The organism is Arthrobacter sp. TMN-49, from assembly GCF_054511095.1.
Window position 1 is genome coordinate 1 of sequence record NZ_JBTNDH010000023.1, and the last position, 23,641, is coordinate 23,641.

Sequence of the window (23,641 nt, forward strand, 5' to 3'; positions counted from 1 at the left end):
GCCCACGCGCCCGAGGGACCCGCCACGAGCGTGCGAGCGGTGGGAGGGCGCGGGTGGGCCCACGCGCCCGAGGGACCCGCCACGAGCGTGCGAGCGGTGGGAGGGCGCGGGTGGGCCCACGCGCCCGAGGGACCCGCCACGAGCGTGCGAGCGGTGGGAGGGCGCGGGGACTAGTGGGCTAGCTTGAGCCCCACGATGCAGCCAACAAGGCCCAGCAACAGCAGGATCTTCACGACCGAGACGGCTTCTGCGCCGGTGACCATGGCGTAGGTGACGGTGAGTGTGGCACCGATGCCCACCCACACGGCGTACGACGTCCCGATGGGCAGGGTCCGCATGGCCCAGGCAAGCCCGGCCATGCTGGCAATCAGGGCCACCCCAAAAACAATGCTGGGGGTTAGTTTAGTAAAACCTTCACTCTTGCCCAGGGCCGTGGCCCACACAGCTTCGAGCAGTCCCGAGACGATCAAGATAATCCAGGCCATGACAATTTCTCCTAGACGCCGTCTTGTCGCTGGCCGGGTACGGCGCACCTCGTCCGGGTGCCATCTGGCATCTTCCAGTCTGGCACAATCCGCGCAAGGGCAAAAATACGGCAAACTGCCAGCAACAAATACGGTTGACAACATGATCTGAGCTACTAGGCTGAAGAAAGTTGGGGCGCAAAAGACCCCAGGAGCGAAGGGAGGTGCCTATTGTCTATTTTTGACGATATCAAGGGCAAGGCTGAGGGATTTATCAGCGGCAAGGAAGATGCCATCAAGGGTGGCATTGACAAGGTCGGTGATTTTGTCGATGAGAAGACTGGTGACAAGTTCAAGGACCAGATTGACTCAGCACAACAGGCAGCGTCGAGCTTTGTAGACGGCGCAGCAAAGTAACTCACCTTTCGCTCTTGATCGGAGCGTCAAGAAGGCGTCGGTTCCGTCGAGAGACGGAACCGACGCTTTTCGCGTTCAATGAGGACTTAGCCGACGGGCGCGGGCACGCTCAGTTCCTGGGCTTCACGCGCCAACGCCGTCAACCGTGACACTGCACGGAAGTACTTCTTCTGGTAACCACCGCTCATCATCTCGGGTGTGAACAGCTGATCCAGCGGCACCCCGCTGGCCAAGATCGGCACATCCTTGTCGTAGAGCCTGTCCGCCAGCACCACAAAGCGCAACGCCACGGACTGCTCGGTGATGGTGTGCACATTGCGCCACACAACAGCGTCAATGCCCCCCAGCATTTGGCGGTAGCGGGAGGGGTGCACACCGGCCAGATGGTCCACCAGGGTGCCAAAGTCATCCACGGCCACAGTTTGCCCGGCAAAGTCCTGGCGCATCCGCGCGTCCAAATCACTGTTGGCAATGGGCTCAGGCGGGGTGGGCAGGCCGCGATGACGGAAATCCTCACCGTCGATGTGCAGGATCTCAAATTGATCGGCGAGCACCTGAATCTCGCGCTGGAAGTCGACAGCCGCGAAGCGCCCGTCACCTAAGGAACCCGGCAGGGTGTTGGAGGTGGCAGCCAACTTCACTCCGGCGTCGGCCAGTTCACGCATGAGCCGGGACATCAGCACCGTGTCGCCGGGATCGTCCAGCTCAAACTCGTCAATGCAGACCAGCTTGTACGCGCTGAGCGCCTCCACCGTCTTACGGAAAGACAGGGCGCCCACCAGGTTGGTGTACTCCACAAAGGTGCCGATGGCCTTGGGACCCTCCACCTGATGCCACAGCGAGGAGAGCAGGTGGGTCTTGCCCACACCAAAACCGCCGTCGAGGTAGATCCCGGCACGGCCAGTGGCCACCTTGGGCTTTCCGCCGAAGAGTTTCCGCAGCCCCGTGGCCGGCTTATGCGCCGCGCCGGCGGCAAACTCGGCCAGCATTGTCACGGCCTGCGCCTGGGAGGGCTGCGCAGGATCCGGGCGGTAGGTGTCGAAGGAAACGCCGTCAAAGCGCGGCGACGGGACAAACCCCGCCAGCAGTTCCTCCACCGAAACTGCCGGGCGGCGGGTGGAAAGTTGCTCAACGTGTACCAAGGATGTTTCCGATCATCAAGAATTTTCAGGCGTTCGTGCTAAGCGCGGCGCAGCTCACGGGTACAAGAATACCCACGGCATATTGCCTTGCGTTAACGCTCGGGAAGTAAACGGTGCCGCAGCTGGTTACGCTAATAGTCAGGAATAGCTGCTGCGCCTTCAATCCGCGGAGCAGTTTATACGAAGGAGCACCATGCCTGTTGCAGTTGAAACAAATGAAAAGTTCGCAGCCTACGCCCACCCGGAGCGTCTGGTTTCCACGCAGTGGCTCGCCGATGCGCTGGCCCATGGCTCGGCAAACAACGGCAGTCTTGTGGTGGTGGAGTCCGACGAGGACGTGCTGCTGTACGAGACGGGCCACATTCCCGGTTCGGTCAAGATTGACTGGCACACGGACCTGAACGACGACGTCACCCGGGACTACATTGACGGCGCGGCTTTTGCCCTGCTCGCCACGGCCAAGGGCATCTCGCGGGACACAACTGTTGTTGTTTACGGCGACAAGTCCAACTGGTGGGCCGCCTACGCGCTGTGGGTGTTCACCTTGTTCGGCCATGAAGACGTTCGCCTGCTCGACGGCGGCCGCGACAAGTGGATTGCCGAGGGCCGCGAACTGACCACCGAGGCCACGCCCACCACGCCGTCCGACGGCTACCCGGTGGTGGAGCGCAACGACGCACCCATCCGCGCCTACAAGGATGACGTGCTGGCCCATCTGGGCAAGCCGCTCATTGATGTCCGCTCCACCGAGGAGTACACGGGCGAACGCACCCACATGCCCGCCTACCCTCAGGAAGGCACTCTGCGCGGGGGCCACATCCCCACCGCCGCATCCATCCCGTGGGCTCGCGCCGCCGCAGAAGATGGCAGCTACCGTTCCCGGGAAGAACTCGAGGCTCTGTACCTGGGCGAGGCCGGTTTGCTGCCCGGCGACGACGTTGTGGCGTACTGCCGCATCGGTGAGCGCTCCAGCCACACGTGGTTCGCGTTGAAGTACTTGCTCGGCTTTGACACTGTGCGCAACTACGACGGTTCCTGGACCGAGTGGGGCAACGCCGTCCGCGTGCCCATCGCCGTTGGGCCCGACCGTGGCGCACTGCCCAGCGCACCCTGACGTCCTCCCACGAGTTTCCAGGCAACAAGAAAGAATCGTACGATTTAAGCAATGACTACTTCACAAGCACTTCCGCCGGCACTGGCCGAGATCGTCAATGATTTCCAGGAACTTGAGGAGCGCGATCGTTTGACGCTGCTCCTGGAGTTCTCGCGGTCCCTGCCCGACTTGCCCGAACGTCTAACAAACCATCCCGAGCTGCTGGAACAGGTGATGGAATGTCAGTCGCCACTGTTCTTAACTGTTGAGTCCGAAGTGACCGAGCGGGGCGAGGTCATGCGGCTCTTCTTCAAGGCGCCCCGTGAAGCCCCCACAACACGCGGCTTTGCCTCGGTCCTGTTTGAGGGGCTGGATGGTTTGACTGCTGCGGAGATTCTGGCAGTGCCCGATGACATGCCCGAGCAGTTGGGCCTGACACGCGCCATCTCGCCGCTGCGCATGCGCGGCATGTCAGCCATGCTGGGCCGCGTCAAGCGCAAGATCGTAGCCGGGGCTCACCCGGCGGCGTAAACCGGCTGTCAGCCGCCGCGGCTAGGCCTCCGTGGTGGGCCCGGCAGCTGATTCGCGCGGCAGGCCGTGCCGGCCCAGGCGGGGGCGCAGCCAGGTTTCCACCACGTTGACCCACCGTTGCGGATCCACATTCCACTCCTTGGTGTGCCGGGCCTTGCTGAACGGCTCGAACGTGACCATTTCCGGGTTGCGCCTGGCCAGTTCGGCTGTGGGCTCATACGGGACAAAGTCGTCGTCGATGCTGTGCAGAATCAACGACGGCGTCCGCAGCTCGATGGCCCGGGTCACCCAGTCCATGCTCTTGAAATCCATCGGCGCAGCCAACCCGGTGATGCGCCTGCCCAGTGGATGGCTGAGCATGAGTTGGCCATACCGGCCAATGTAGTCCGGGATCCGGTTCATCTGGGCTTGGTGGGCAAGAACGTTGACCCAGCTGATCACCGGGGCATCCAGCACCATGGCCAGCACATGTTTGCGGTTGCGGGCTTGATCGGCCGTTTGCAAACTGATGGCCCCGCCCATGGAATTCCCAAACAAGACCACATCCTTGGCGCCGCGGGAGACGGCATAGTCAATGGCCACCTCCACATCCTGCCACTCGGTGATGCCCAGACCGTACCTGCCGTCGGGCGTTGCCGGGGCGTCGCCGTCGTTCCGATAAGAGATCAACAGCGAGTTCATGCCCAGCTTCTGCGCCGTGGGAACAGCGCGCAAACCCTCGATGCGGGTGGCGCCGCGGCCATGAACCATGATGGCCCAGGTGGGTCCGGGATTCAATGCTGGAATCAGCCAGGCCGGCGCCTGGCCCACCGGCAAATCAAGGGTGACATCCTCATAGGCCAGGTCCATCTGCTCGGGATGCGAGTGAAGGTTGCCCGACCACCAGCCGGCCGTGGCCGTGCGCAGGTCGCCACCGTAGACGGCGATGACCTCGCGGGTGACACTGCCTTCACGCGGCACATAGGAGATGATCGGGCCCACGATGGCATGCGCCGTGCTGCCATTGAAGTACAGCCCGTACGTTCCCTCGATGATGGTGTCAGGCGTTGCCTCAAGCACCACCTGCTGCTGGGGGCCCTTGGCGATGACAGCCAAGATGGCGATGTCGGCAAGACGCTGCTTCTCCGGTGTCACCACCCTGCGGGCAAAATAGGCCGCGAGCCCGGAGGTGGCTGTGACCACCACGGCGGCACCAACGCCCGCCGCACCGGCACCCAGGGCACCCCATTTGAGCCATTTGTTGGACTGCTGTAACGAGGTTGCCATATCACCATTGTCCCAACAGCTGCCGGGTGCGTCGAGCGGCGCACCGGCCGCGTCCGTAACTTTCTTCGCACAACTTGCCCGCGTGGCATTGTTTATAGTCCGCGGAAGCCTAAGCTGGTGCCATGAGCGATACGATCATCATCCTGACAGAAGAACCGCTAACAGCCGTGGACGTGGCCAACATTACTGACCTGTACGGCCCGGACGACGACGTCGAACTGGTGCTGCTGGTGCCGGCCGACACCAAACGGAACTTGTTTGTGGATGTCATTGACCAGCTGACCATGCTGGACTTGCCGGGGGCCCTGCGCGAGCTCCGCGAGAAGCCCGACGCCGACACTGTGCGTGCCGAGGCCAACGAAACCTTGGCGGCGTCCTTGGCCGTGCTGGAAACATCCGGGGCCAAGTTCAGCGGCAGCGTTGCCGTGGGCGACGCCGTTGCCTCCCTGGTGGCCAGGGTCAACGACTCTGGCGCCCGGCAGGCGGTGGTGGTTACCCGCCCCCATGCCGTGGCCGATACGTTCCGACAGGACTGGGCTCATCAGGCACAACGCAAACTCGGTTTGCCAGTTTTGCATTTGTACTCGGGCTCGGGATTTATTGGCGACTCCTAAGCGTTGACATAGTCATGACTACCTCCGAAGGTTCGCCAGAACCGGCAATAGTAAAAACCGATGAGCAATGGCGCAAGGAACTGACACCGCAGGAGTATCAGGTGTTGCGCCAGGCCGGAACCGAAAGGCCCTACACCGGCGAGTATTGGGACGCCACGCAGGAAGGCGTGTACGAATGCCGAGCCTGTGGGGCCGAACTATTCACCTCCAAGGAAAAGTTCTCCGCCCATTGCGGCTGGCCGTCCTTCTTTGCGCCGCTGGCCGAGGGCACTGTGCGTTATTTGCATGACAACACCCTGGGGATGAAACGCGTGGAGGTCAGGTGCACCGCGTGCGACTCGCACCTTGGCCACCTCTTTGAGGGTGAAGGTTACGACACCCCCACGGATCAGCGTTTCTGCATCAACTCGGTGAGCCTGACGTTGCGTGAGAGGCCGCTGGAGCTGTCGCCAGACGCGCCAAAGAACACCTGAGCGCGAGAGTTTCTTATGCTCATGGCATTTTCACATTAGATTTACTGTTCCGTTGCTACGCTCGGGAAAAGCCCCGAACGCACAGTAGTAAAGGACAAATCTCATGACTCTCTCGATGGCACCAGCCGATGTCACCTCCGCCTTTGATTACGGCACACTGGCGGGTCACCCTGCCTGGTTGGCCCTGAAGGGTGCCGCCACCGAGCTGGCGTTGCTGCAGGTTAAGGACGGCTCGGTGCCCGAGCCTGCAGATCATGGCGCCGCCACGGACTTGATCGAAACCATCACGGATTCCATCAAGGACCTGGCGCCGCACTTCCCCCACGACGGCGAGTACCTGCGCCTTTTGGTGCACGACTTCACCACGTGGGTTGAGCGCGGCCTGGGTGTCCCGGACTTCCTGGATTCACTGCTGGCCTTCAACCCGCAGAACCACCGGATTAACGGTCTGGGCCACCTGGTGGTGTTCCCCATGTACACCCAAAACGGCTCAACCTCACGTCTGGTGGAGGCCGTTTTGGTGGAGGTCATCTGGCCCGAATTCATTGGCGAGCTCGAAGCCGGCAGCTACTCCAACAAGCTGTTCGTTCCGCTGCGCTTCATTGACTTCACCCCCGGGTATGACAGCAACTCCGCCGTGCTGTTCCCGGAGAGCGTCGCCGTGCGGGAGACACCGACGTTCACTTGGGGCGCCATCTTCCAGGACCGCGAGGCCGCCCGCTTCCGCCGCGTGGTGCGCGAGGCTGCCCACGTGACCCGGCTGGAATTGCCCGCTGACGCGCTGGAGCTCCTGGAGAATCAGGAACTTACGCAGGAAACCTTCGTCATGTGGGATTTGATCCACGACAGAACCCACATGCGCGGGGACCTGCCCTTTGACCCGTTCATGATCAAACAACGCATGCCGTACTTCCTGTACTCGTTGGAGGAGCTCCGCTGCGACTTGACGGCCTACCGCGAATCGGTGGCGATCGAGCATGACGAAACAGCCTCACCGGAGGCACGCCAGCACGCCAAGCTGGTCCAGTACGCGGTGATCTTTGACCGGATCTTCAGGTTCGCCATCACCGGTTCCCGCGTGCGCAACTACGACGGCCTGGGCGGGCAGCTGCTGTTCGCGTGGCTGCACCAGCACCACGTGCTGCACTGGACAGACACCCGGTTGACCATCGACTGGGACCAGGTCCCCGAGATGGTGATTGCGCTGGGGCGTGAGATCGAGGAGCTGTACTGGCGCTCCATCGACCGGCCCAAGCTGGCGCATTGGCTGGCCGCCTACCAACTGGTGGCAAGCACCGTGACACCCAATCCGGCGTCGACCTGGGCCAAGGGCCCCGACGCCCTGCCCTTGACCGCGCCGCTGCGTGAAATCACCGACCAGGTCATGGATGACGAATTCCCCCTCTCCATGTTTTACGAGGCCCTGAACAAGAAGATGGCCGCCGTCATCGAATCCACCGCCGGCATGACAGGTGCCAGTGCTGCCTAAGTGGGTACTCTAAGGACTATGACAACTCCCCTGGTACTGATTGCCGGCGGCAGCAGCGCAGCGGGCATTGCCGTGGCCGGCGAGCTGCGCCGTGCTGGCATGCGGGTGCTCACCGTGGGCTCCGACGCCGCACGCATCACCGCCGCCGCCCAGCTCACCGCTGGTGCCATCCCTCTGGTGTGTGACCTGGCGGATCCGGCGGCAGTGGCCGCCCTGGCCGACAGCGTCCACGCGGCTCATGGGCCCGTGGACGGGCTCATTCACCTGGTGGGCGGCTGGCGCGGCGGGGCCGATCTTGCCGCGCAGACTGATGCGGATTGGGACTTCCTGCACACCTCGGTGCTGACCACCTTGCGTAACAGCAGCAAGGCGTTCTTCGCCGATCTGGCAGCTTCGCCCGTGGGCCGGTTGGCCATCGTCTCCTCCACCTCCGTCACAGCACCCACGGCTGGCAACGCCAACTACGCGGCCGTCAAGGCTGCGGCCGAAACTTGGGTGCAGGCGGTGTCACAGGGCTTCGAGGCCGAAGCGGCCAAGGAATCCGAGGCCGTGCCCGCACAGGCGGGCGGGACGCCCAACTCCAGCGCCGCCGTCGTACTAGTGGTGAAGGCCCTGGTCGATGACAGCATGCGGGCCCGCTCCCCCGACCGTAAATTTCCCGGCTTCACCGATGTGGGCCTGCTGGGCCGCACCGTGGCGGAGCTGTTTTCCACCAACGCCAGCGAGCTTAACGGCGCGCGAATAATCCTGAGATAGAGAAGGCCCTTGTGATCAAGCAATCCATTCAACTCCACGACCCGTCGGTCACGAGTTTCGCCTCCGATAACTATTCGGGCATCCACCCGGAGGTTCTGGCCGCCGTGGCAGCCGCCAATGGCGGGCACCAGGTGGCCTACGGCGAGGACCAGTACACGGCCCGGCTGCGTCAGGAGATGGGGCTGCTCTTTGGCCGCGACGTTGAGGTTTTCCCGGTTTTCAATGGCACGGGTGCCAACGTGGTGGGGCTGCAGTCGCTCCTGCCTCGGTGGGGTGCTGTGGTGTGTGCGGCAACGGCCCACATCAACATGGATGAGAACGGCGCCCCTGAACGGGTGGGCGGGATGAAGCTGCTGGCGGTGCCCACCCCGAACGGCAAATTGACGCCCGATCTGATCGACAAGGAGGCCTGGGGTTTTGGTGACGAACACCGCGCTCAGCCGCTGGCAGTCTCCATCACCCAAACCACCGAGCTGGGCACCTGCTACACCCCGGCGGAGGTGCGTGCCATCTGCGATCACGCCCATTCCCTGGGCATGAAGGTTCACATGGACGGCGCCCGGCTGGCAAACGCGGCCGCCCACCTGGACGTTCCCGTCCGTGAGTTCACCTCCGACGCCGGAGTGGATGTCCTGTCCTTTGGCGGCACCAAGAACGGGATCATGTTTGGCGAGGCCGTGGTGGCTCTGAACCCTGACGCCACCGACGGGTTGATTTATCTGCGCAAAATGAACATGCAGCTGTCCTCAAAAATGCGTTTCATCTCAGCCCAGTTCCTTGCTCTGTTGACAGACGACCTGTGGCTGCGCTCGGCATCCCACGCCAACACCATGGCGGCACGGTTGCGGGCGGCCGCGGAAGTTTTGCCCGGGGTGCTTTGCACCCAAGCCACCGAATCCAATGGCGTCTTCGCCATTTTGCCCGACGGTGTGGCCGAACGGTTGCGCGAAAAGTTCCGTTTCTACGACTGGGACCAGGCCGCCCGGGAAGTGCGCTGGATGTGCTCCTTTGACACCCAGGAGTCAGATGTTGACGCTTTTGTGGCGGCGCTGCGTGCGGAACTGGCGCGCTAGGCCCGACTCTCAGTGCGGCGCGCCTGCCACGGTTTGGTCCGGCAACGCCATAATCTGCCACTGTGAGTCCTATCCCACAGCTTCCCGCTGACTTCGAAACAGCTTTGACGTCCTTGCGGCAGGCCCACAGCCGCATGGAATTGACGTTGTCAGAGGTCCCGGCCCCGGCGCGCCTGGCGCCCTTTGGCGTGGCGCTCGGGGCCGAGGTCTTGGTGGATGGAGAAGAACTTGCCACGGGCCGCTTCATCTTGCTGCACGATCCCGACGGCTCGGATCTTTGGGACGGCACCTTCCGCATTGTCACCTACATTCGGGCGCGTCTGGAGGCCGACATGGGCAATGATGCGCTGCTGGGCAACGTTGCGTGGGCGTGGCTGATGGAGGCCCTGGCGGAGGAAGGGGCCCGGTACAGCAGCACCGGCGGCACGGCCACCCGCATCCTTTCGGAAAGTTTTGGCACCCTGGTCGCCCGGCCCGACGCCATTGACATTGAGCTCCGCGCCTCGTGGACCCCTGACGGGCCCGACGTGCGTGCCCATCTTCAGGCGTGGAACAACGTGGTCTGCACCTTTGCCGGTTTGCCCCCCGTGCCCGACGGCGTGACCCAACTCGCACAGCGCCGCCCCCATCCCAGCCGGTAAGGGCCATTTTGCGTAGTGGCGCAAGCAATTTCGGCCCCCGCCAAACCTGTCCCTGCACCATTCGGTAGACTAAGGGCATCATGACCAACCCAGAATCTAGCGCACACAGCCGCGCCCGGTCCACAAAGTCCCTCTCGCACCATGGCCCCGGCACCCCGGCCAGCACCCCCGCGGGCGCCGCGACCAGCCTCGACGCCTCCACCACCGCCGTCGAACTGGCTCCCGCCCCGCTGACCTCAGTGGTCATTGACGGGGTCCGGGTGGAACTCGGTGACCTGCCAGAGCTGGTGGTGCTGGACATGCCCCAGGACGGGATTCCCGCCGTCGTGGAAACCCAGCCGGCCCTGGCTCGCTGTGCTGCGGCACTGGCGAGCGGTCACGGCCCGGCAGCTGTTGACACGGAGCGCGCCTCGGGTTTCCGGTATGGCCAGCGCGCCATGTTGGTGCAGATTCGCCGCGAAGGCGCCGGCACCTGGCTCATCGACCCTGAGGCCTTCGATGATTTGAGGATCATCGACGAAGCCCTGCACGGGGTCGAGTGGATACTGCACGCCGCCAGCCAGGATTTGCCGTGTTTGGCAGGTGTCGGCATGTGGCCCAGCTCCCTTTTCGACACTGAATTGGCTGCCCGCCTGGCCGGTCTGCCGCGCGTGGGTTTGGGCGCCGTCGTGGAGTCCTTGCTGGGCTACCATCTGGCCAAGGAGCATTCGGCCGCCGACTGGTCCAAGCGTCCCCTGCCCGAACCGTGGCTGCGTTATGCGGCCCTCGATGTGGAGGTCCTTGTTGACCTGCAGGAGGAGCTCGTGGCGTTGCTGGCCAAGGACGGCAAACTGCAGTACGCCGCCGAGGAGTTCGCGCACCTGGTCAACGCCGGCGTGCCAGCCCCGCGTATTGACCCGTGGCGGCGCACCTCCGGTGCACACACCATCCGCAACCGGGTGCAGCTGGCTGTTGCGCGTGAGCTTTGGTACACCCGGGAGAAACTGGCCGAACACCGTGATATTGCCCCCAGCCGGCTCATCCCCGATTCCGCCATTGTGGCAGCCGCCAAGGGCATGCCAACAACAGTTCCTGAGCTCTTGGGGCTGGCAGGTTTCCACGGACGCGCCGCCAAGCGCGACGCACCCAAGTGGCTCCATGCCATCCAAACGGGTAAGAACAGCACCGAGCCACCGCCCCTGCAGGTCTCCTCCAACACGCCGCCGCCGCCCCGGGTGTGGGCTGAGCGGGATCCCGAGGCTGCCGCCCGGTACGCCACGGCACGCCAACGGCTCTCCGATCTTGCCGAGCAGATCAACATTCCCGGTGAGAACGTGCTGACCCCTGACTTCCTGCGCCGCGTGTGCTGGCGCCCGCCGTCGATCATCACGGTGGAGAGCGTGTCAGCGCAACTGGCGGAACTGGGCGCCCGCCCCTGGCAGATTGAAAAGACTGCCGCCATGCTCGCCGACTCGCTACGTCACCCCGAGCCGCTGCCGCCCAAGGAACCCAAGTCCGTGGACGCCTAGCCTCCCCCTCCAGCAGATCTGCGTGGCAGTTGTTAACCGGGCGGGGCGTTGCAATTTTGACTCTAAGTTACTGGCGGGTAACATGATGTGTGACACAGTCGTCCCCACATCGCTTGGGTTGACGGCATCCGTTGAACGCACGCAAGGAGCAATAGGTGAGCCAGAATCGGCAGATCAGGGACGTGGTCTTTGTTGACGGCGTCCGCACACCCTTTGGACGAGCAGGGGAAAAGGGCATCTACGCCACCACCCGGGCAGATGACCTGGTGGTCAAGTGCATCCGCGAGCTCATGCGCCGCAACCCCTCCCTGCCGCCGGAGCGCATTGACGAGGTTGCCATCGCCGCCACCACACAGACCGGCGATCAGGGTTTGACCATCGGTCGCACGGCGGCACTGCTCGCGGGACTCCCCCAGTCTGTGCCGGGCTTTGCCATCGACAGGATGTGCGCCGGCGCCATGACAGCCGTGACCACCACCGCCTCGGGCATTGGTTTCGGCGCCTACGATGTGGTCCTCGCCGGCGGTGTGGAACACATGGGCCATCACCCCATGGGAGTCGGTGCCGACCCCAATCCGCGGTTCATGTCCGAACGGATCGTTGACCCGGCAGCCCTGAACATGGGCAACACGGCCGAGAACCTGCACGACCGCTTCCCTGCCATCACCAAGGACCGCACCGACGCGTACGCCGTCGCCAGCCAGAACAAGCTGGCCGCCGCCTACGTCAAGGAGCAGATCCAGCCCGACCTGGTGCCCGTGGCCACCCTCAAAGCGGAGCAGGGCTGGACCCTGAACACCGTCGATGAGCCCCCACGCCCCGGCACAACAGTTGCGGACCTCGCCGCGCTCAAGACACCCTTCCGCGCCCACGGCCGGGTCACCGCCGGCAACGCCGCTGGCCTGAACGACGGCGCCACCGTGGCACTGCTGGCCTCCGCAGACGCGGCCGAGGAGCTTGGCCTGCCGGTCAAGATGCGCCTGGTCAACTACGCTTTTGCCGGCGTGGCGGCCGAAGTCATGGGCATCGGCCCCATTCCGGCCACCGAGAAGGCCCTGAAGCTGGCCGGTTTGAGCATCGATGACATTGGCTTGTTCGAGATCAACGAGGCCTTCGCCGTCCAGGTTTTGTCCTTCCTTGACCACTATGGGATCGCCGACGACGACCCAAGGGTCAACAAGTACGGTGGCGCCATCGCCGTGGGTCACCCGCTGGCATCCTCCGGCGTTCGACTCATGACCCAGCTGGCCCGTCAATTCGCCGAAGACCCCTCGGTGCGCTACGGCCTCACCACCATGTGCATCGGCTTGGGCATGGGAGCCACAGTTATCTGGGAAAACCCGCACTTCGTCCCCACCACAGCCACCGAAGGGAGCGCAGCATGAGCGCCCAAGACTTTCACAAACTCGCGTTGCTGTTCCCCGACGAGGTAGTCACACACTCCTATGTCAAGGACATTGCCCTCCCGGGTGTTGACGGGGCTCCGAGCGCCGGCGTCTTTGCCTTGATCACTCTCGACAACGGCCTGGATCACCGCCGCCCCAGCACCCTAGGACCCAACACCTTAGTCGAGTTCGGCACGGTGCTCCAGGAACAACGTGAGCGCGCAGCACGCGGGGAAATTGTTGGCGTTGGCGTCACAGGGAAACCGTACTTCCTGGCCGCCGGCGCGGACCTTTCGGCCATCAAGAGCCTCAAGGACAGGGAAGCGGGGCTGTGGATGGCCCAGCTGGGTCACGACGTCTACTCCACACTGAACGACCTGGGTGTTCCCAGCTTTGTGTTCATCAACGGCCTGGCGCTTGGTGGTGGGCTCGAAATAGCGCTCAACGCCACCTACCGGACAGTCTCCACCGGCGCCGGCGCCCTGGCACTGCCCGAGGCGTTCCTTGGCCTGGTCCCCGGCTGGGGCGGGGTGTACCTGCTGCCCCGTCTGATCGGTCCGGCCAACGCCGTCAAGGTCATGCTGGAGAACCCCCTGAGCAACAACCGCACCCTCAGCGGCCCGGCGGCCTTCAAGCTCGGCATCGCCGATGCCTTGTTCGAACCGGCCGACTTCCTGGAACAGTCACTCGCCTGGGCCGCCCGGGTCATTGGCGGTGCGGACGTCAGCCGCCCCAACGCCGTCTCCGAGCCGCTCAGCGAGGAGAACAGCGCAGCCTGGGACGCCGCCGTCGAACGCGCCAAAACGTTTGTTGAGGCGAAAACCGCCAACGCCGCACCCGCCCCGGCCCGCGTCATCGAGTTGCTGGAGAAGGGCAAGCATTTCACGAAGGCACAATCCTTCGCCGCTGAAGATGAAGCACTTGCCGATCTCATGCAGACGCCCCAGTTCCGCGACACCGTCTACGCCTTCCTGGACCTGGTCCAAAAGCGCGCCAAACGGCCAGCCGGGGCACCCGATGCCAAACTGGCCCGCCCCGTCACGAAGGTTGGTGTGGTTGGCGCCGGGCTGATGGCCGGGCAGTTTGCGCTGCTCTTTGCCCGCCAGCTCAAGGTCCCTGTCGTCATGACTGACATTGATCAGGCGCGCGTGGACAAAGGCGTGTGGTACGTCCATGGCGAGGTGGACAAGCTGCTCGCCAAGGGCCGGCTGAGCCAGGACGCCGCCAACCGCACCAAGGCGCTGGTGACGGGGTCAGTGTCCAAGGAGGCATTCGCCGACGCCGACTTTGTGATTGAGGCAGTGTTTGAGGAACTCAGCGTCAAAAAGGCTGTGTTTGCCGAGGTGGAGGCCATTGTCTCGCCCGAATGCATCCTCGCCACGAACACCTCCTCACTGTCGGTGACGGCCATGGCCGAGGATTTGTTGCACCCCGAACGTCTGGTGGGCTTCCACTTCTTCAACCCCGTGGCAGTCATGCCGCTGCTGGAGATTGTCCGTGCGCCGAAGACCGACGACGCCGTACTGGCCACGGCGTTTGCCACCGCCAAGGCGCTGCGCAAGACAGCTGTGCTGGTCAAGGATGCGGCCGCGTTTGTGGTGAACAGGGTCCTGTTGCGCCTCATGGCTGAAGTCTCGGCGGCCTTCGATGAGGGCACCGACCCGCACGTTGCGGACAACGCCCTGCGTCCCATGGGCCTGCCCATGACGCCGTTCACCTTGCTGGCCATGGTCGGTATCCCGGTGGCGCAACACGTCACTGAATCACTTCACACGGCCTTCGGGGACAGGTTCCACGTCTCAGCCAACCAGCAGGCCCTCATCGACGCCGGCGTCAAGGCGCTGTGGGAGAGCACGCCCGACGGCGGTCTGTCCATCCCGGCGAGCACCCTGGCGTTGCTGAGCTTTGGCAACTCTCCTTCAACGGCTGAGGAGTTGCTGCGCAAAACCCAGGACGCCCTGGCCCAGGAGATCGGGCTGATGCTGGCCGAAGGAGTGGTGGCTGGTCCCGAGGACATCGACTTGTGCATGATTCTAGGGGCCGGCTGGCCCATGCACCTGGGCGGCATCACCCCGTACCTTGACCGGGTGGGCGCCTCGGCACGGGTCAACGGGAAGCCGTTCCACCGCACCGCGTAGCACCCGTCCCGCCGTGAACGGGTCCGTGAACGGGGAGTAGATGTTGATGTTTGCGCTCAACATCGACATCTACTCCCCGTTCACGGAGGTGGGAGGCGGGGAAGTGAGCGGAGGGGGCGCCGCGTTTGGCATTCCCCTCGCCGAAACTGACAGAATGGCTTCATGACTGTTGAACCGGCTTTGACCCGACGCACCGCCCTCCGCGCCACCACGGCAGCCTCCGGCGCCGGCTGCGTTTTGGCCCTGGTGGGCTGCGGCCCCAGTGGCCCGGCCACGCCCAGCAAGGGCAACGTTCCGGCCGCGATCCCCACCGGGGGAACTCCGCACCAGGTGGCCAAGGTCGCAGACCTTCCGGTGGGCAGCACGGCCGCCGGGGTGGCCAATGGGGTGGATGTGATGTTGTTTCGCCCCGATGAAACCACTGTGCTGGCCTACACCAACATTTGCACGCATGCCGGCTGCAAAGTGGCTCCCAACGGCGTGGACTTCAAGTGCCCCTGCCACGGCTCGGTGTTCAACGCCGCCGACGGAACAGTCGAATCCGGCCCGGCCCAGTTGCCGTTGCCCCGCTTTGGCGCAGCGATCGACGGCGAATGGATCACCGTCAGTGTCTGAGTCCCTACAGCCCGCGTCGCCGGGTTCAACGCCGCTCCAAGGTACCGTGCGCATCCGGGCAGTGGACGACGGCGACGCCGACGCACTGGCGGCTGCCCTGACCCGGCACCGCGACTACCTGAAGCCCTGGGAGCCGGTGCGGCCGGAATCCTTCTACACCCTGGACGGCCAGCGGAAGGTGATCGCCGACGCCAAGGAAGCCATGGCGGCCGGGCGCGGCCTCTTCTGGGTGCTGTACGACGGCGCCCAAGTGGTGGGCCGGATTTCACTCGCCGACATAGTGCGCGGGGCCTTCCAAAACGGACACCTTGGTTACTGGATAGCGCAGGACTATCAGGGCCGGGGCCTGGCCACCGCTGCCACCCGCTTCGCCTGCACAGCGGCTGCGGAGTTGGGCCTGCACAGGGTTCAGGCAGGCACCCTGCTTCACAATGTGGCGTCCCGGACAGTCCTTGCCCGTTGCGGATTCACCACGATTGGCGCGGCGGAAAACTATCTCAAGATCAACGGCAGCTGGCAGGACCATGTGCTGTTCCAAAAGATCCTAACCCCGTAACCCACACCGGACGCGCGGCATCCGTGCACGGTGCCGCCGGTGCGCCACGTCGAAAGTGGCGCACCGGCCGTCCCCGGCACTAGATCAGGCGGCGGGCTAGAAAAGCGCCACCTTAGGCGTGCGCGGGAAGATTAGATCCAGCTCGGCCAGGTCCTGCGCCGTTGGTTTCCAGGCCGCCGCCTGGGCATTTTGGCGCACTTGTTCGGGCTTGGTGGCTCCGGCAATGACACTGGCAACACAGGGTTGGGCGGCCAGCCAGGAGAACGCCACCTGCACCTCGGTGAGGCCGCGAGCCGCCGCGAAGGCACCAAACGCCGTAAACTGCTCCTGATCCGCCGCCGAGACTAAATGCTGGCGAGTATGGGAGAGCCGGCTCCCGGCAGGCACCACGCCACCACTGTACTTCCCCGTCAGTAGGCCGTTCGCCAGCGGGAAGTACGGCATGACGCCCAGCCCATACGCCCGCGCAGCCGGTATGACCTCTTGCTCGGCGCGGCGGTCAAGTAAGTTGTAGTGGTTTTGACTGGCCACAAACCGTTCAGTACCCAGGGCGCGGGCGGTGTATTCGGCATCAGCAATCTGCCACCCGGCCAGATTCGAATGCCCAATGTAGCGCACCTTGCCGGCGTGAACCAGGTCATCGAGCGCCGAGAGCGTCTCCGCCATGGGCGTGTGCCCGTCAGGGGTGTGGTAGTAATACAGGTCCAAATAGTCGGTATTCAGCCGGCGCAGGGAGGCCTCCACGGACTGCCGAATGTACGTCCGGGAGCCGCGCCGCCCCCAATCGACGCCATTGGCGCCCTGGGCGTCCATGCCAAATTTGGTGGCCACAATGACGTCCTGGCGGTGCGCACCCAACGCCTTGCCCAGGATGGTTTCGCTGAGGCCCGGCGTCATGCCGTACACGTCAGCCACGTCAAAGTGCGTGATTCCTGCCTCAAGGGCCGCATGCACGACGGCGTCACTGCCCTCCTGCGTGTGTGTCACAGTACCGCTGCGGCCCAGGTTGTTGCACCCCAGACCCACAGTGGAAACGGTCAGTCCGGAACGGCCTACTTCTCGGTACTCAATGTGGTTCTCAGTCATGGTTCAACAATAGCCAGTACCGCCCGCACGCACGCAAACAACCGAAGCCAAAAACGCTCTCGCAGCAATGGCTGGATTTTCTCGAACGCTATCGCAGGTATTGCGAGAGCGTTCGGGAAAATCCAGCCATTGCTGCGAGAGCGTCGGTATGAGAGGCGGTCAGAGGCTGAAGGCGGTGCTGCCGCTGGTGCTGTGCTTGGCTCGCAGTTCCGAAAGCTGATCAGCCGGCGCAACGGCAACACTCAACTTGGTGAAGTCAAGCTTCTCTTCGCGAATACACACCTTGATGTTGGCCACTGCGCGGGCAGGGTCGGGGGCCAGGATGTACACGTTGAGCTTGCCCGTGCTGTGCGGGCCCTTCGTGAATTCAACCTTCTCCACCAGTCCGCTGCCACGCCACGCCAAATGCCCCGTCAGGGCGGCCTTGGCACTTGCTGCCAGCGTTTTGTCCCGGTCGGTGATCCTGTCACTCTTCAAGGCAAATTGGGCCACCACGGTGAACTGCTCTTCACGGCTGAGCACGGAATAACCGTCCTCTGCGCACTGCTCCGCGAAAGCTGCCAGCATGCCACGGGCCTCCTCCAGCGAGGCTGCCGGGGCGTCCTTGGAGGTGCTTTGATGCCCCACGGTGCCGTGGTTGAGCACAAAGAAGACTGCCGCCGACTCGGCGGCGACTGCCTCGCCACCGTTCTCCTGCGGCATCCCGGCGTCAATCCAGGCTTCGCGGAAAGTCCAGGCTCCGGCGTCGTCGCGCTTGTACATGCGCGCAATATTGGGATCGTGGGAATCGGTGCTGTCGTGTACTTCTGTGCTGCTCATGGCAGTGTCCTTCCTAGCGTGAACCAGGCCGCTTCCCGGCCCTCAAAGGGTGCCTGACGGGCCGCGACGGCCTCCATCAAGGCGTCCGCTGATCGTTCCATGCGGGTGCACAGTTCGGGCGGATAATTCATGGTGTTGCTGTGGTGGGCAAACTCGTCTTCGTCATCAACATAGAGGCCCCGCGACTTGGTGCGCACAACATCCAAATCCATGTCGACCAGGTGAAATTCGATGACCGCCGGCCGGATGCGTCGCCAGGCCAGCTCAGTGGCCAGATCTATATAAAGTTCGACGCCGGACGGGTGGCTTTGATCGTAAAACGTCGCCACCCAATCGCCTTCGTGGGGAATTAAGAGCACGGCATCGGATTCCGCATAGAAAGCTGCACCGGGCCGGGACACAAATTCGCCCGTTCCCTGGAACACCCAGTGACCGAAATCGTCGACGCCCAGATAGCGCCCGGGCACCACCCAGTGGGCGGTGCCATCATACTTGCGGTTGCGGGCCACGACCAGATCCCCGGTCTGAGGCATCCCCGCCGACTGCGTGTCAGGAATTGCCGTCACAGGATGGGCAACTGACCTGTGCGGGGCGCCGGCTGCCCAGGCAAGGGGCGGGCAAAAGGTACTTTGGTGCCCAACACCTGCTCCACCACATCTTGTGCCACGCGCTGTGCCGTCAGCCCCACACGCTCGAGCACCTGCGAACGGGAGCCGTGCGCCAGGAACTCCACCGGCAAGCCGACCTCGTTCAGGGCCGTGTCGATCCCGGCCGAGCGCAGTTCCTGTCGGATGCGCGAGCCCACTCCCCCGGCCCGCACACCGTCCTCAATGACAATAACAATCCTGTGCTGTGAGGCCAGTTGCACGATGGAGCGCGGCACGGGCATCACCCAGCGCGGGTCAACCACCGTGGAGCTGATGCCCTGCTGGTCAATGCGCGCGGCAACATCGAGCGCCAATTCGCTCATGGCCCCCACGCTGACTATCAGCACATCCGTCTGCGGGTCCCCGCCAGCCTCGGGCATGTCGTGGTGGGTGCGGGCCAGGACGTCAACGCCGTCGTAGAGGCGCTCAAGGGCCACAATTTCCGGACCTACTGCACCCTTGGAATACCTGACCACGCTGGGCGCATCGGAAATCGCCACCGCTTCACGCAGTTCCTCGCGCAGGCGCACTGCATCGCGCGGGGCGGCCAGGTGCAGGCCCGGCACAATTTGCAGCATGGACATGTCCCACATGCCGTGGTGGCTGGGACCGTCGGGCCCCGTCACACCGGCCCGGTCAAGCACAATTGTCACTCCTGCCTTGTGCAGGGCGACATCCATCAACAACTGGTCAAAGGCCCTGTTCAGGAACGTGGCGTAAATGGCGACCACCGGGTGCAGGCCGCCAAAGGCCATGCCCGCGGCCATGGTGACTGCGTGCTGCTCGGCAATTCCGACGTCGATGACCCGGTCGGGGAACTTTTGCGCAAACTTTGCCAACCCCACAGGTATCAGCATGGCGCCTGTAATGGCCACAATGTCTGTACGTTCCTCGGCGATCTTGGTGATCTCGTCACCAAAAACACCCGTCCAGGACTTGCCGCTGGGCTCCTCCACGGACACTCCAGTCTCAGGGTTGATGACTCCCACAGCGTGGAACTGGTCATCCTTGTGCGCCCGGGCTGGCGCATAGCCGCGGCCCTTCTCGGTGTAGGCGTGCACAATGACCGGGCCGCCATAGTTTTTGGCCAGCAGCAACGCCGATTCCATGGCCTTCTCGTCGTGGCCGTCTACGGGTCCCACATACTTCATGCCCAGGTCGTCAAAGAGCCCCTGGGGAGCCCACCAGTCCTTCACACCCTTTTTGGCGGCGTGCAAGCTCTTGTAGACAAACTGGCCGGCCGCGTTACCGTCCTGCAGGCGTTTCTTACCCCAGGACATGGACGCTTCGTACTTTTTATGCGTACGCACATGGTCAATGGCCGGGCGCAGGGAGGCCAGATACTCGGCCACGCCGCCCACAGTCGGGGCGTAGGAGCGGCCGTTGTCGTTGACAACAATCACCACGCGGCGGTCCTTGTCGGCAGCAATGTTGTTCAACGCCTCCCAGGTCATGCCCCCGGTCAGTGCGCCGTCGCCAATGACAGCCACCACGTAGCGGTCGCCGTCACCGTTAAGTTGGCGTGCCCGGGATATTCCATCAGCCCAGGAAATGGACGACGATGCGTGCGAACTCTGCACAATGTCATGTTCGGATTCGGCCCGCTCAGGGTAGCCCGACAACCCGCCCTGCTGGCGCAGGGTGGAGAAGTCCTGGCGGCCTGTGACGAGTTTGTGCACGTAAGACTGGTGCCCGGTATCGAAGATGATGCTGTCGCGCGGTGAATCAAAAACCCTATGGATGGCCAGCGTCAGCTCAACAACGCCTAAATTGGGGCCGAGGTGGCCACCTGTCTGTGACACGTTGGAGATCAAGAAATCCCTGATCTCTTGGGCTAGGGTTCCCATCTGGCTCAAGCTGAGCTTACTGAGATCGCGCGGATGCGTGATGGTTTCTAAAAGTCCCATTGGTACCTCCCTGGGTCCACTATCAACGTCTAACAATATCGTGTCCAGCAGCCAAAACTGAGCGTATCGCGTGCTTTCGGTGGCGCAAAGCACATTAAACGCCGCAAGGGCGGACTCCCGGTTTCCCGGAAAGCCCGCCCTTGCGGAACGTGTTACACAAAACGGACGTGTTAGCTCGCTGCGGAGATCTGACGCAATACGTACTGCAAGATGCCGCCGTTACGGTAGTAATCGGCTTCACCGGGGGTGTCGATGCGCAGCACGGCGTCGAAGCTGACGGTGGTGCCGTCTTCTGCAACGGCCGTAACCTTCAACGTCTTGGGCGTGGTGCCGTTGTTCAGCACGGTGACGCCTTCCACGGAGAACGTTTCAGTACCTGTCAAGCCCAGCGAAGCAGCGTTCACTCCGGCCGGGTACTGCAGCGGAAGGACGCCCATGCCGATGAGGTTGGAGCGGTGAATACGCTCGTAGCTCTCGGCAACAACAGCCTTCACACCCAACAGCGCGGTACCCTTGGCGGCCCAGTCACGTGAGGATCCTGAACCGTATTCCTTGCCAGCCAAGACAACCAGCGGTGTGCCAGCAGCCTGGTAGTTGACCGAGGCGTCGTAGATGTACGCCTGCGGGCCACCGGCCTGGGTGAAGTCGCGGGTGAAGCCACCCTCGACGTTGTCCAGGACCTGGTTGCGGATGCGGATGTTCGCGAACGTGCCGCGAATCATGACCTCGTGGTTTCCGCGGCGTGAACCGTAGGAGTTGAAATCCTTGCGCTCAACACCGTTGGCCAACAAGTACTGGCCCGCGGGGGTCTCGGACTTGAAGGAACCAGCGGGGCTGATGTGGTCGGTCGTGACCGAATCGCCCAGCTTGAGCAGTACGCGTGCACCGGCAATGTCGGTGACGGGATCCGCTGCGGCCTTCATGCCCTCAAAGTACGGGGGCTTGCGGACGTACGTTGACTTGGGATCCCATTCGAAGGTGTTGCCCTCGGGGGTTTCCAACGACTTCCAGCGATCGTCACCGTCAAAGATGGTGGCGTAGGAGTTGGTGAACATCTCGCGGTCAATCGAGGCGTCCATGACTTCCTGGACCTCCACCGCGTTGGGCCAGATGTCCTTCAAGAAGACGTCGTTGCCGTCGCCGTCCTGACCCAGGGCGTCGGCCTCAAAGTCGAAGTCCATGGTGCCAGCCAGGGCGTAGGCGATGACCAACGGCGGTGAAGCCAGGTAGTTCATCTTCACGTCGGGGTTGATGCGGCCTTCGAAGTTACGGTTACCGGACAGAACGGCTGTCACGGACAGGTCGTTTTCTGCGATGGCCGCGGAGATTTCGGTGTCCAGCGGGCCTGAGTTACCAATGCAGGTAGCGCAACCGTAACCGACCGTGAAGAAGCCCAACGCCTCCAAGAACGGAACAAGTCCTGACTTCTCGTAGTAGTCGGTGACAACCTTCGAGCCCGGGGCAACGGAGGTCTTGACCCACGGCTTGGAGGACAATCCCTTGTTGACGGCGTTGCGGGCCAGCACGGCTGCGGCGAGCATCACTGAAGGGTTGGACGTGTTGGTGCAGGAGGTGATCGAGGCGATGGAAACCGCGCCGTGATCAAGCTCAAACTCAACACCTGATTCGTTCTTCACATGGATCGGTGCTGACGGGCGGCCGTTGGCACCGGTAGCGGCTGATGCGACCACGCGCTCGGTGTCGTGGGTGTGGCTGTCGGCATGGGTGAAAGACGGGGCGTCCGAGGCCGGGAAGGACTCCTCCAAGGACTCATCCACCGTGTTGCCGTCGGCGTGTGCGTCGCCGGCAATGTAGTTCTTCAGATCCGAACGGAACTGCGGCTTGGCGTTGGTCAGCTCAATGCGGTCCTGGGGACGCTTCGGGCCGGAGATCGAGGGAACCACTGTTGAGAGGTCCAACTCCAGGTACTCGGAGAAGGTGATCTCAACGCTGGGATCGTGCCACAGGCCCTGCTCCTTGGCGTACGCCTCAACCAATGCCAGCTGCTCTTCGCTGCGGCCCGTCAGGCGCAGGTAGTCAACGGTGACGCTGTCGATCGGGAACATGGCGGCCGTGGAACCGAACTCCGGGCTCATGTTGCCGATGGTGGCGCGGTTGGCCAACGGCACAGCCGCAACACCTTCGCCGTAGAATTCCACGAACTTGCCGACGACGCCGTGCTTACGCAGCTGCTCGGTGATGGTCAACACCACATCGGTTGCCGTGGCACCGGCCGGGATGGAACCTGTCAGTTTGAAACCGACGACACGCGGGATCAGCATGGAGACAGGCTGGCCCAACATGGCCGCCTCGGCCTCGATGCCGCCAACACCCCAACCCAGCACACCCAGGCCGTTGACCATGGTGGTGTGGGAGTCGGTGCCGACCAGCGTGTCGGGGTAGGCGCGCAAAACGCCGTCGACCGTGCGGGTCATGACGGTGCGGGCCAAGTACTCAATGTTGACCTGGTGCACAATGCCCATGCCCGGGGGAACAACCTTGAAGTCTTCAAAGGCTGTCTGGCCCCAGCGCAGGAACTGGTAACGCTCACCGTTGCGCTGGTATTCGATATCCATGTTTCGTTCGACGGCGTCGGAGTTACCGAACACGTCAATCTGCACCGAGTGGTCAATGACCATCTCGGCAGGAGCCAGTGGGTTCACCCGGCCGGGGTCCCCGCCGAGTTCCTTGACGGCTTCACGCATGGTGGCCAAGTCAACGATGCAGGGGACTCCCGTGAAGTCCTGCATGATGACCCGGGCCGGGGTGAACTGAATTTCGGTGTCGGGCTCCGCAGTGGGATCCCAACCCGCCAACGCACGGACGTGGTCGGCAGTAATATTCGCACCATCTTCGGTGCGCAGGAGGTTCTCAAGCAAAACCTTGAGGCTGAACGGAAGGCTTTTCGCGCCTTCAACCGAGTTCAGTCGGAAAATCTCGTATTCGGTCCCGGCAACATTAAGTACGCCTTTGGAACCAAAACTGTCCACATTAGTCATCGATGGACTCCTCTCGCCACTG

General features: G+C 63.3%; 22 protein-coding genes and 1 riboswitch. Of the genes, 14 read left to right on the forward strand and 8 right to left on the reverse strand.

Annotated features, from left to right (window positions below):
* Window positions 1–170 precede the first annotated feature (170 nt).
* Window positions 171–485: a DMT family transporter gene (locus ACX80E_RS11625; protein WP_459302114.1), complete on the reverse strand. Its 315-nt coding sequence runs from the start codon at window positions 483–485 to the stop codon at window positions 171–173.
* A 12-nt stretch (window positions 486–497) separates the two neighbouring features.
* Window positions 498–559, reverse strand: a riboswitch (guanidine-III (ykkC-III) riboswitch).
* Between the two features lie 136 nt (window positions 560–695).
* Here ACX80E_RS11625 and ACX80E_RS11630 point away from each other — a divergent pair.
* Window positions 696–881 carry an antitoxin gene (locus tag ACX80E_RS11630; protein WP_459302115.1) on the forward strand — a complete coding sequence of 62 codons (186 nt, stop codon included), beginning with the start codon at window positions 696–698 and terminating at the stop codon, window positions 879–881.
* 86 nt (window positions 882–967) lie between these two features.
* Here ACX80E_RS11630 and zapE read toward each other — a convergent pair whose 3' ends face one another.
* Entirely contained in the window at window positions 968–2,023 is a 1,056-nt protein-coding gene (gene zapE, locus ACX80E_RS11635) for a cell division protein ZapE (RefSeq protein ID WP_459302116.1), read from the reverse strand.
* A 193-nt stretch (window positions 2,024–2,216) separates the two neighbouring features.
* Between zapE and ACX80E_RS11640 the strand changes: the two genes are divergently transcribed.
* Both ACX80E_RS11640 and ACX80E_RS11645 read left to right on the forward strand, forming a co-directional pair.
* On the forward strand, window positions 2,217–3,137 hold the full coding sequence (locus ACX80E_RS11640; RefSeq protein WP_459302117.1) for a sulfurtransferase: 921 nt from the start codon (window positions 2,217–2,219) through the stop codon (window positions 3,135–3,137).
* A gap of 51 nt (window positions 3,138–3,188) precedes the next feature.
* On the forward strand, window positions 3,189–3,647 hold the full coding sequence (locus ACX80E_RS11645; RefSeq protein WP_459302119.1) for a SufE family protein: 459 nt from the start codon (window positions 3,189–3,191) through the stop codon (window positions 3,645–3,647).
* Between the two features lie 21 nt (window positions 3,648–3,668).
* Here ACX80E_RS11645 and ACX80E_RS11650 read toward each other — a convergent pair whose 3' ends face one another.
* The gene (locus ACX80E_RS11650) at window positions 3,669–4,913 is read right to left on the reverse strand and encodes an alpha/beta hydrolase (protein ID WP_459302120.1); all 1,245 of its coding nucleotides are present in this window, start codon (window positions 4,911–4,913) and stop codon (window positions 3,669–3,671) included.
* Window positions 4,914–5,035: 122 nt separating this feature from the next.
* Here ACX80E_RS11650 and ACX80E_RS11655 point away from each other — a divergent pair, with 122 nt between their 5' ends.
* The 11 genes from ACX80E_RS11655 to ACX80E_RS11705 all read left to right on the forward strand — a co-directional run bounded on the left by ACX80E_RS11655 (window position 5,036) and on the right by ACX80E_RS11705 (window position 16,161).
* Window positions 5,036–5,527, forward strand: coding sequence for a hypothetical protein (locus ACX80E_RS11655; RefSeq protein ID WP_459302121.1), 492 nt, complete (start codon window positions 5,036–5,038; stop codon window positions 5,525–5,527).
* 14 nt (window positions 5,528–5,541) lie between these two features.
* Window positions 5,542–6,000: a peptide-methionine (R)-S-oxide reductase MsrB gene (gene msrB, locus ACX80E_RS11660; RefSeq protein WP_459302122.1), complete on the forward strand. Its 459-nt coding sequence runs from the start codon at window positions 5,542–5,544 to the stop codon at window positions 5,998–6,000.
* 115 nt (window positions 6,001–6,115) lie between these two features.
* The gene (locus tag ACX80E_RS11665; RefSeq protein ID WP_459302175.1) at window positions 6,116–7,489 is read left to right on the forward strand and encodes a DUF6421 family protein; all 1,374 of its coding nucleotides are present in this window, start codon (window positions 6,116–6,118) and stop codon (window positions 7,487–7,489) included.
* A gap of 18 nt (window positions 7,490–7,507) precedes the next feature.
* The gene (locus ACX80E_RS11670) at window positions 7,508–8,245 is read left to right on the forward strand and encodes an SDR family NAD(P)-dependent oxidoreductase (RefSeq protein WP_459302123.1); all 738 of its coding nucleotides are present in this window, start codon (window positions 7,508–7,510) and stop codon (window positions 8,243–8,245) included.
* 11 nt (window positions 8,246–8,256) lie between these two features.
* Window positions 8,257–9,318 (forward strand): threonine aldolase family protein, encoded by a 1,062-nt coding sequence (locus ACX80E_RS11675; protein ID WP_459302124.1) that lies wholly within the window; start codon window positions 8,257–8,259, stop codon window positions 9,316–9,318.
* A 62-nt stretch (window positions 9,319–9,380) separates the two neighbouring features.
* On the forward strand, window positions 9,381–9,959 hold the full coding sequence (locus tag ACX80E_RS11680; protein WP_459302125.1) for a DUF3000 domain-containing protein: 579 nt from the start codon (window positions 9,381–9,383) through the stop codon (window positions 9,957–9,959).
* A gap of 80 nt (window positions 9,960–10,039) precedes the next feature.
* Window positions 10,040–11,467: an HRDC domain-containing protein gene (locus ACX80E_RS11685; protein WP_459302126.1), complete on the forward strand. Its 1,428-nt coding sequence runs from the start codon at window positions 10,040–10,042 to the stop codon at window positions 11,465–11,467.
* 155 nt (window positions 11,468–11,622) lie between these two features.
* Window positions 11,623–12,852, forward strand: a complete 1,230-nt coding sequence (locus tag ACX80E_RS11690; protein WP_459302127.1) for a thiolase family protein — start codon at window positions 11,623–11,625, stop codon at window positions 12,850–12,852.
* Window positions 12,849–14,990 carry a 3-hydroxyacyl-CoA dehydrogenase NAD-binding domain-containing protein gene (locus ACX80E_RS11695; protein WP_459302128.1) on the forward strand — a complete coding sequence of 714 codons (2,142 nt, stop codon included), beginning with the start codon at window positions 12,849–12,851 and terminating at the stop codon, window positions 14,988–14,990. The genes ACX80E_RS11690 and ACX80E_RS11695 overlap by 4 nt, the downstream gene beginning before the upstream one ends.
* A 162-nt stretch (window positions 14,991–15,152) precedes the next feature.
* The gene (locus tag ACX80E_RS11700) at window positions 15,153–15,605 is read left to right on the forward strand and encodes a Rieske (2Fe-2S) protein (RefSeq protein WP_459302129.1); all 453 of its coding nucleotides are present in this window, start codon (window positions 15,153–15,155) and stop codon (window positions 15,603–15,605) included.
* Window positions 15,598–16,161: a GNAT family N-acetyltransferase gene (locus tag ACX80E_RS11705; RefSeq protein ID WP_459302130.1), complete on the forward strand. Its 564-nt coding sequence runs from the start codon at window positions 15,598–15,600 to the stop codon at window positions 16,159–16,161. Before ACX80E_RS11700 ends, ACX80E_RS11705 begins: the two co-directional genes overlap by 8 nt.
* Window positions 16,162–16,257: 96 nt before the next feature.
* Here ACX80E_RS11705 and ACX80E_RS11710 read toward each other — a convergent pair whose 3' ends face one another.
* From ACX80E_RS11710 to ACX80E_RS11730, 5 genes are all read right to left on the reverse strand, one after another.
* Window positions 16,258–17,247, reverse strand: a complete 990-nt coding sequence (locus tag ACX80E_RS11710; RefSeq protein ID WP_459302131.1) for an aldo/keto reductase — start codon at window positions 17,245–17,247, stop codon at window positions 16,258–16,260.
* Between the two features lie 159 nt (window positions 17,248–17,406).
* The gene (locus ACX80E_RS11715; RefSeq protein WP_459302132.1) at window positions 17,407–18,066 is read right to left on the reverse strand and encodes a hypothetical protein; all 660 of its coding nucleotides are present in this window, start codon (window positions 18,064–18,066) and stop codon (window positions 17,407–17,409) included.
* Complete coding sequence (locus ACX80E_RS11720; RefSeq protein ID WP_459302133.1) at window positions 18,063–18,599, reverse strand: DUF402 domain-containing protein; 537 nt, start codon at window positions 18,597–18,599, stop codon at window positions 18,063–18,065. Before ACX80E_RS11720 ends, ACX80E_RS11715 begins: the two co-directional genes overlap by 4 nt.
* A gap of 29 nt (window positions 18,600–18,628) precedes the next feature.
* Window positions 18,629–20,620 carry a 1-deoxy-D-xylulose-5-phosphate synthase gene (gene dxs, locus ACX80E_RS11725; RefSeq protein WP_459302134.1) on the reverse strand — a complete coding sequence of 664 codons (1,992 nt, stop codon included), beginning with the start codon at window positions 20,618–20,620 and terminating at the stop codon, window positions 18,629–18,631.
* 170 nt (window positions 20,621–20,790) lie between these two features.
* Window positions 20,791–23,619, reverse strand: a complete 2,829-nt coding sequence (locus ACX80E_RS11730; RefSeq protein ID WP_459302135.1) for an aconitate hydratase — start codon at window positions 23,617–23,619, stop codon at window positions 20,791–20,793.
* Between the last annotated feature and the right edge of the window lie 22 nt (window positions 23,620–23,641).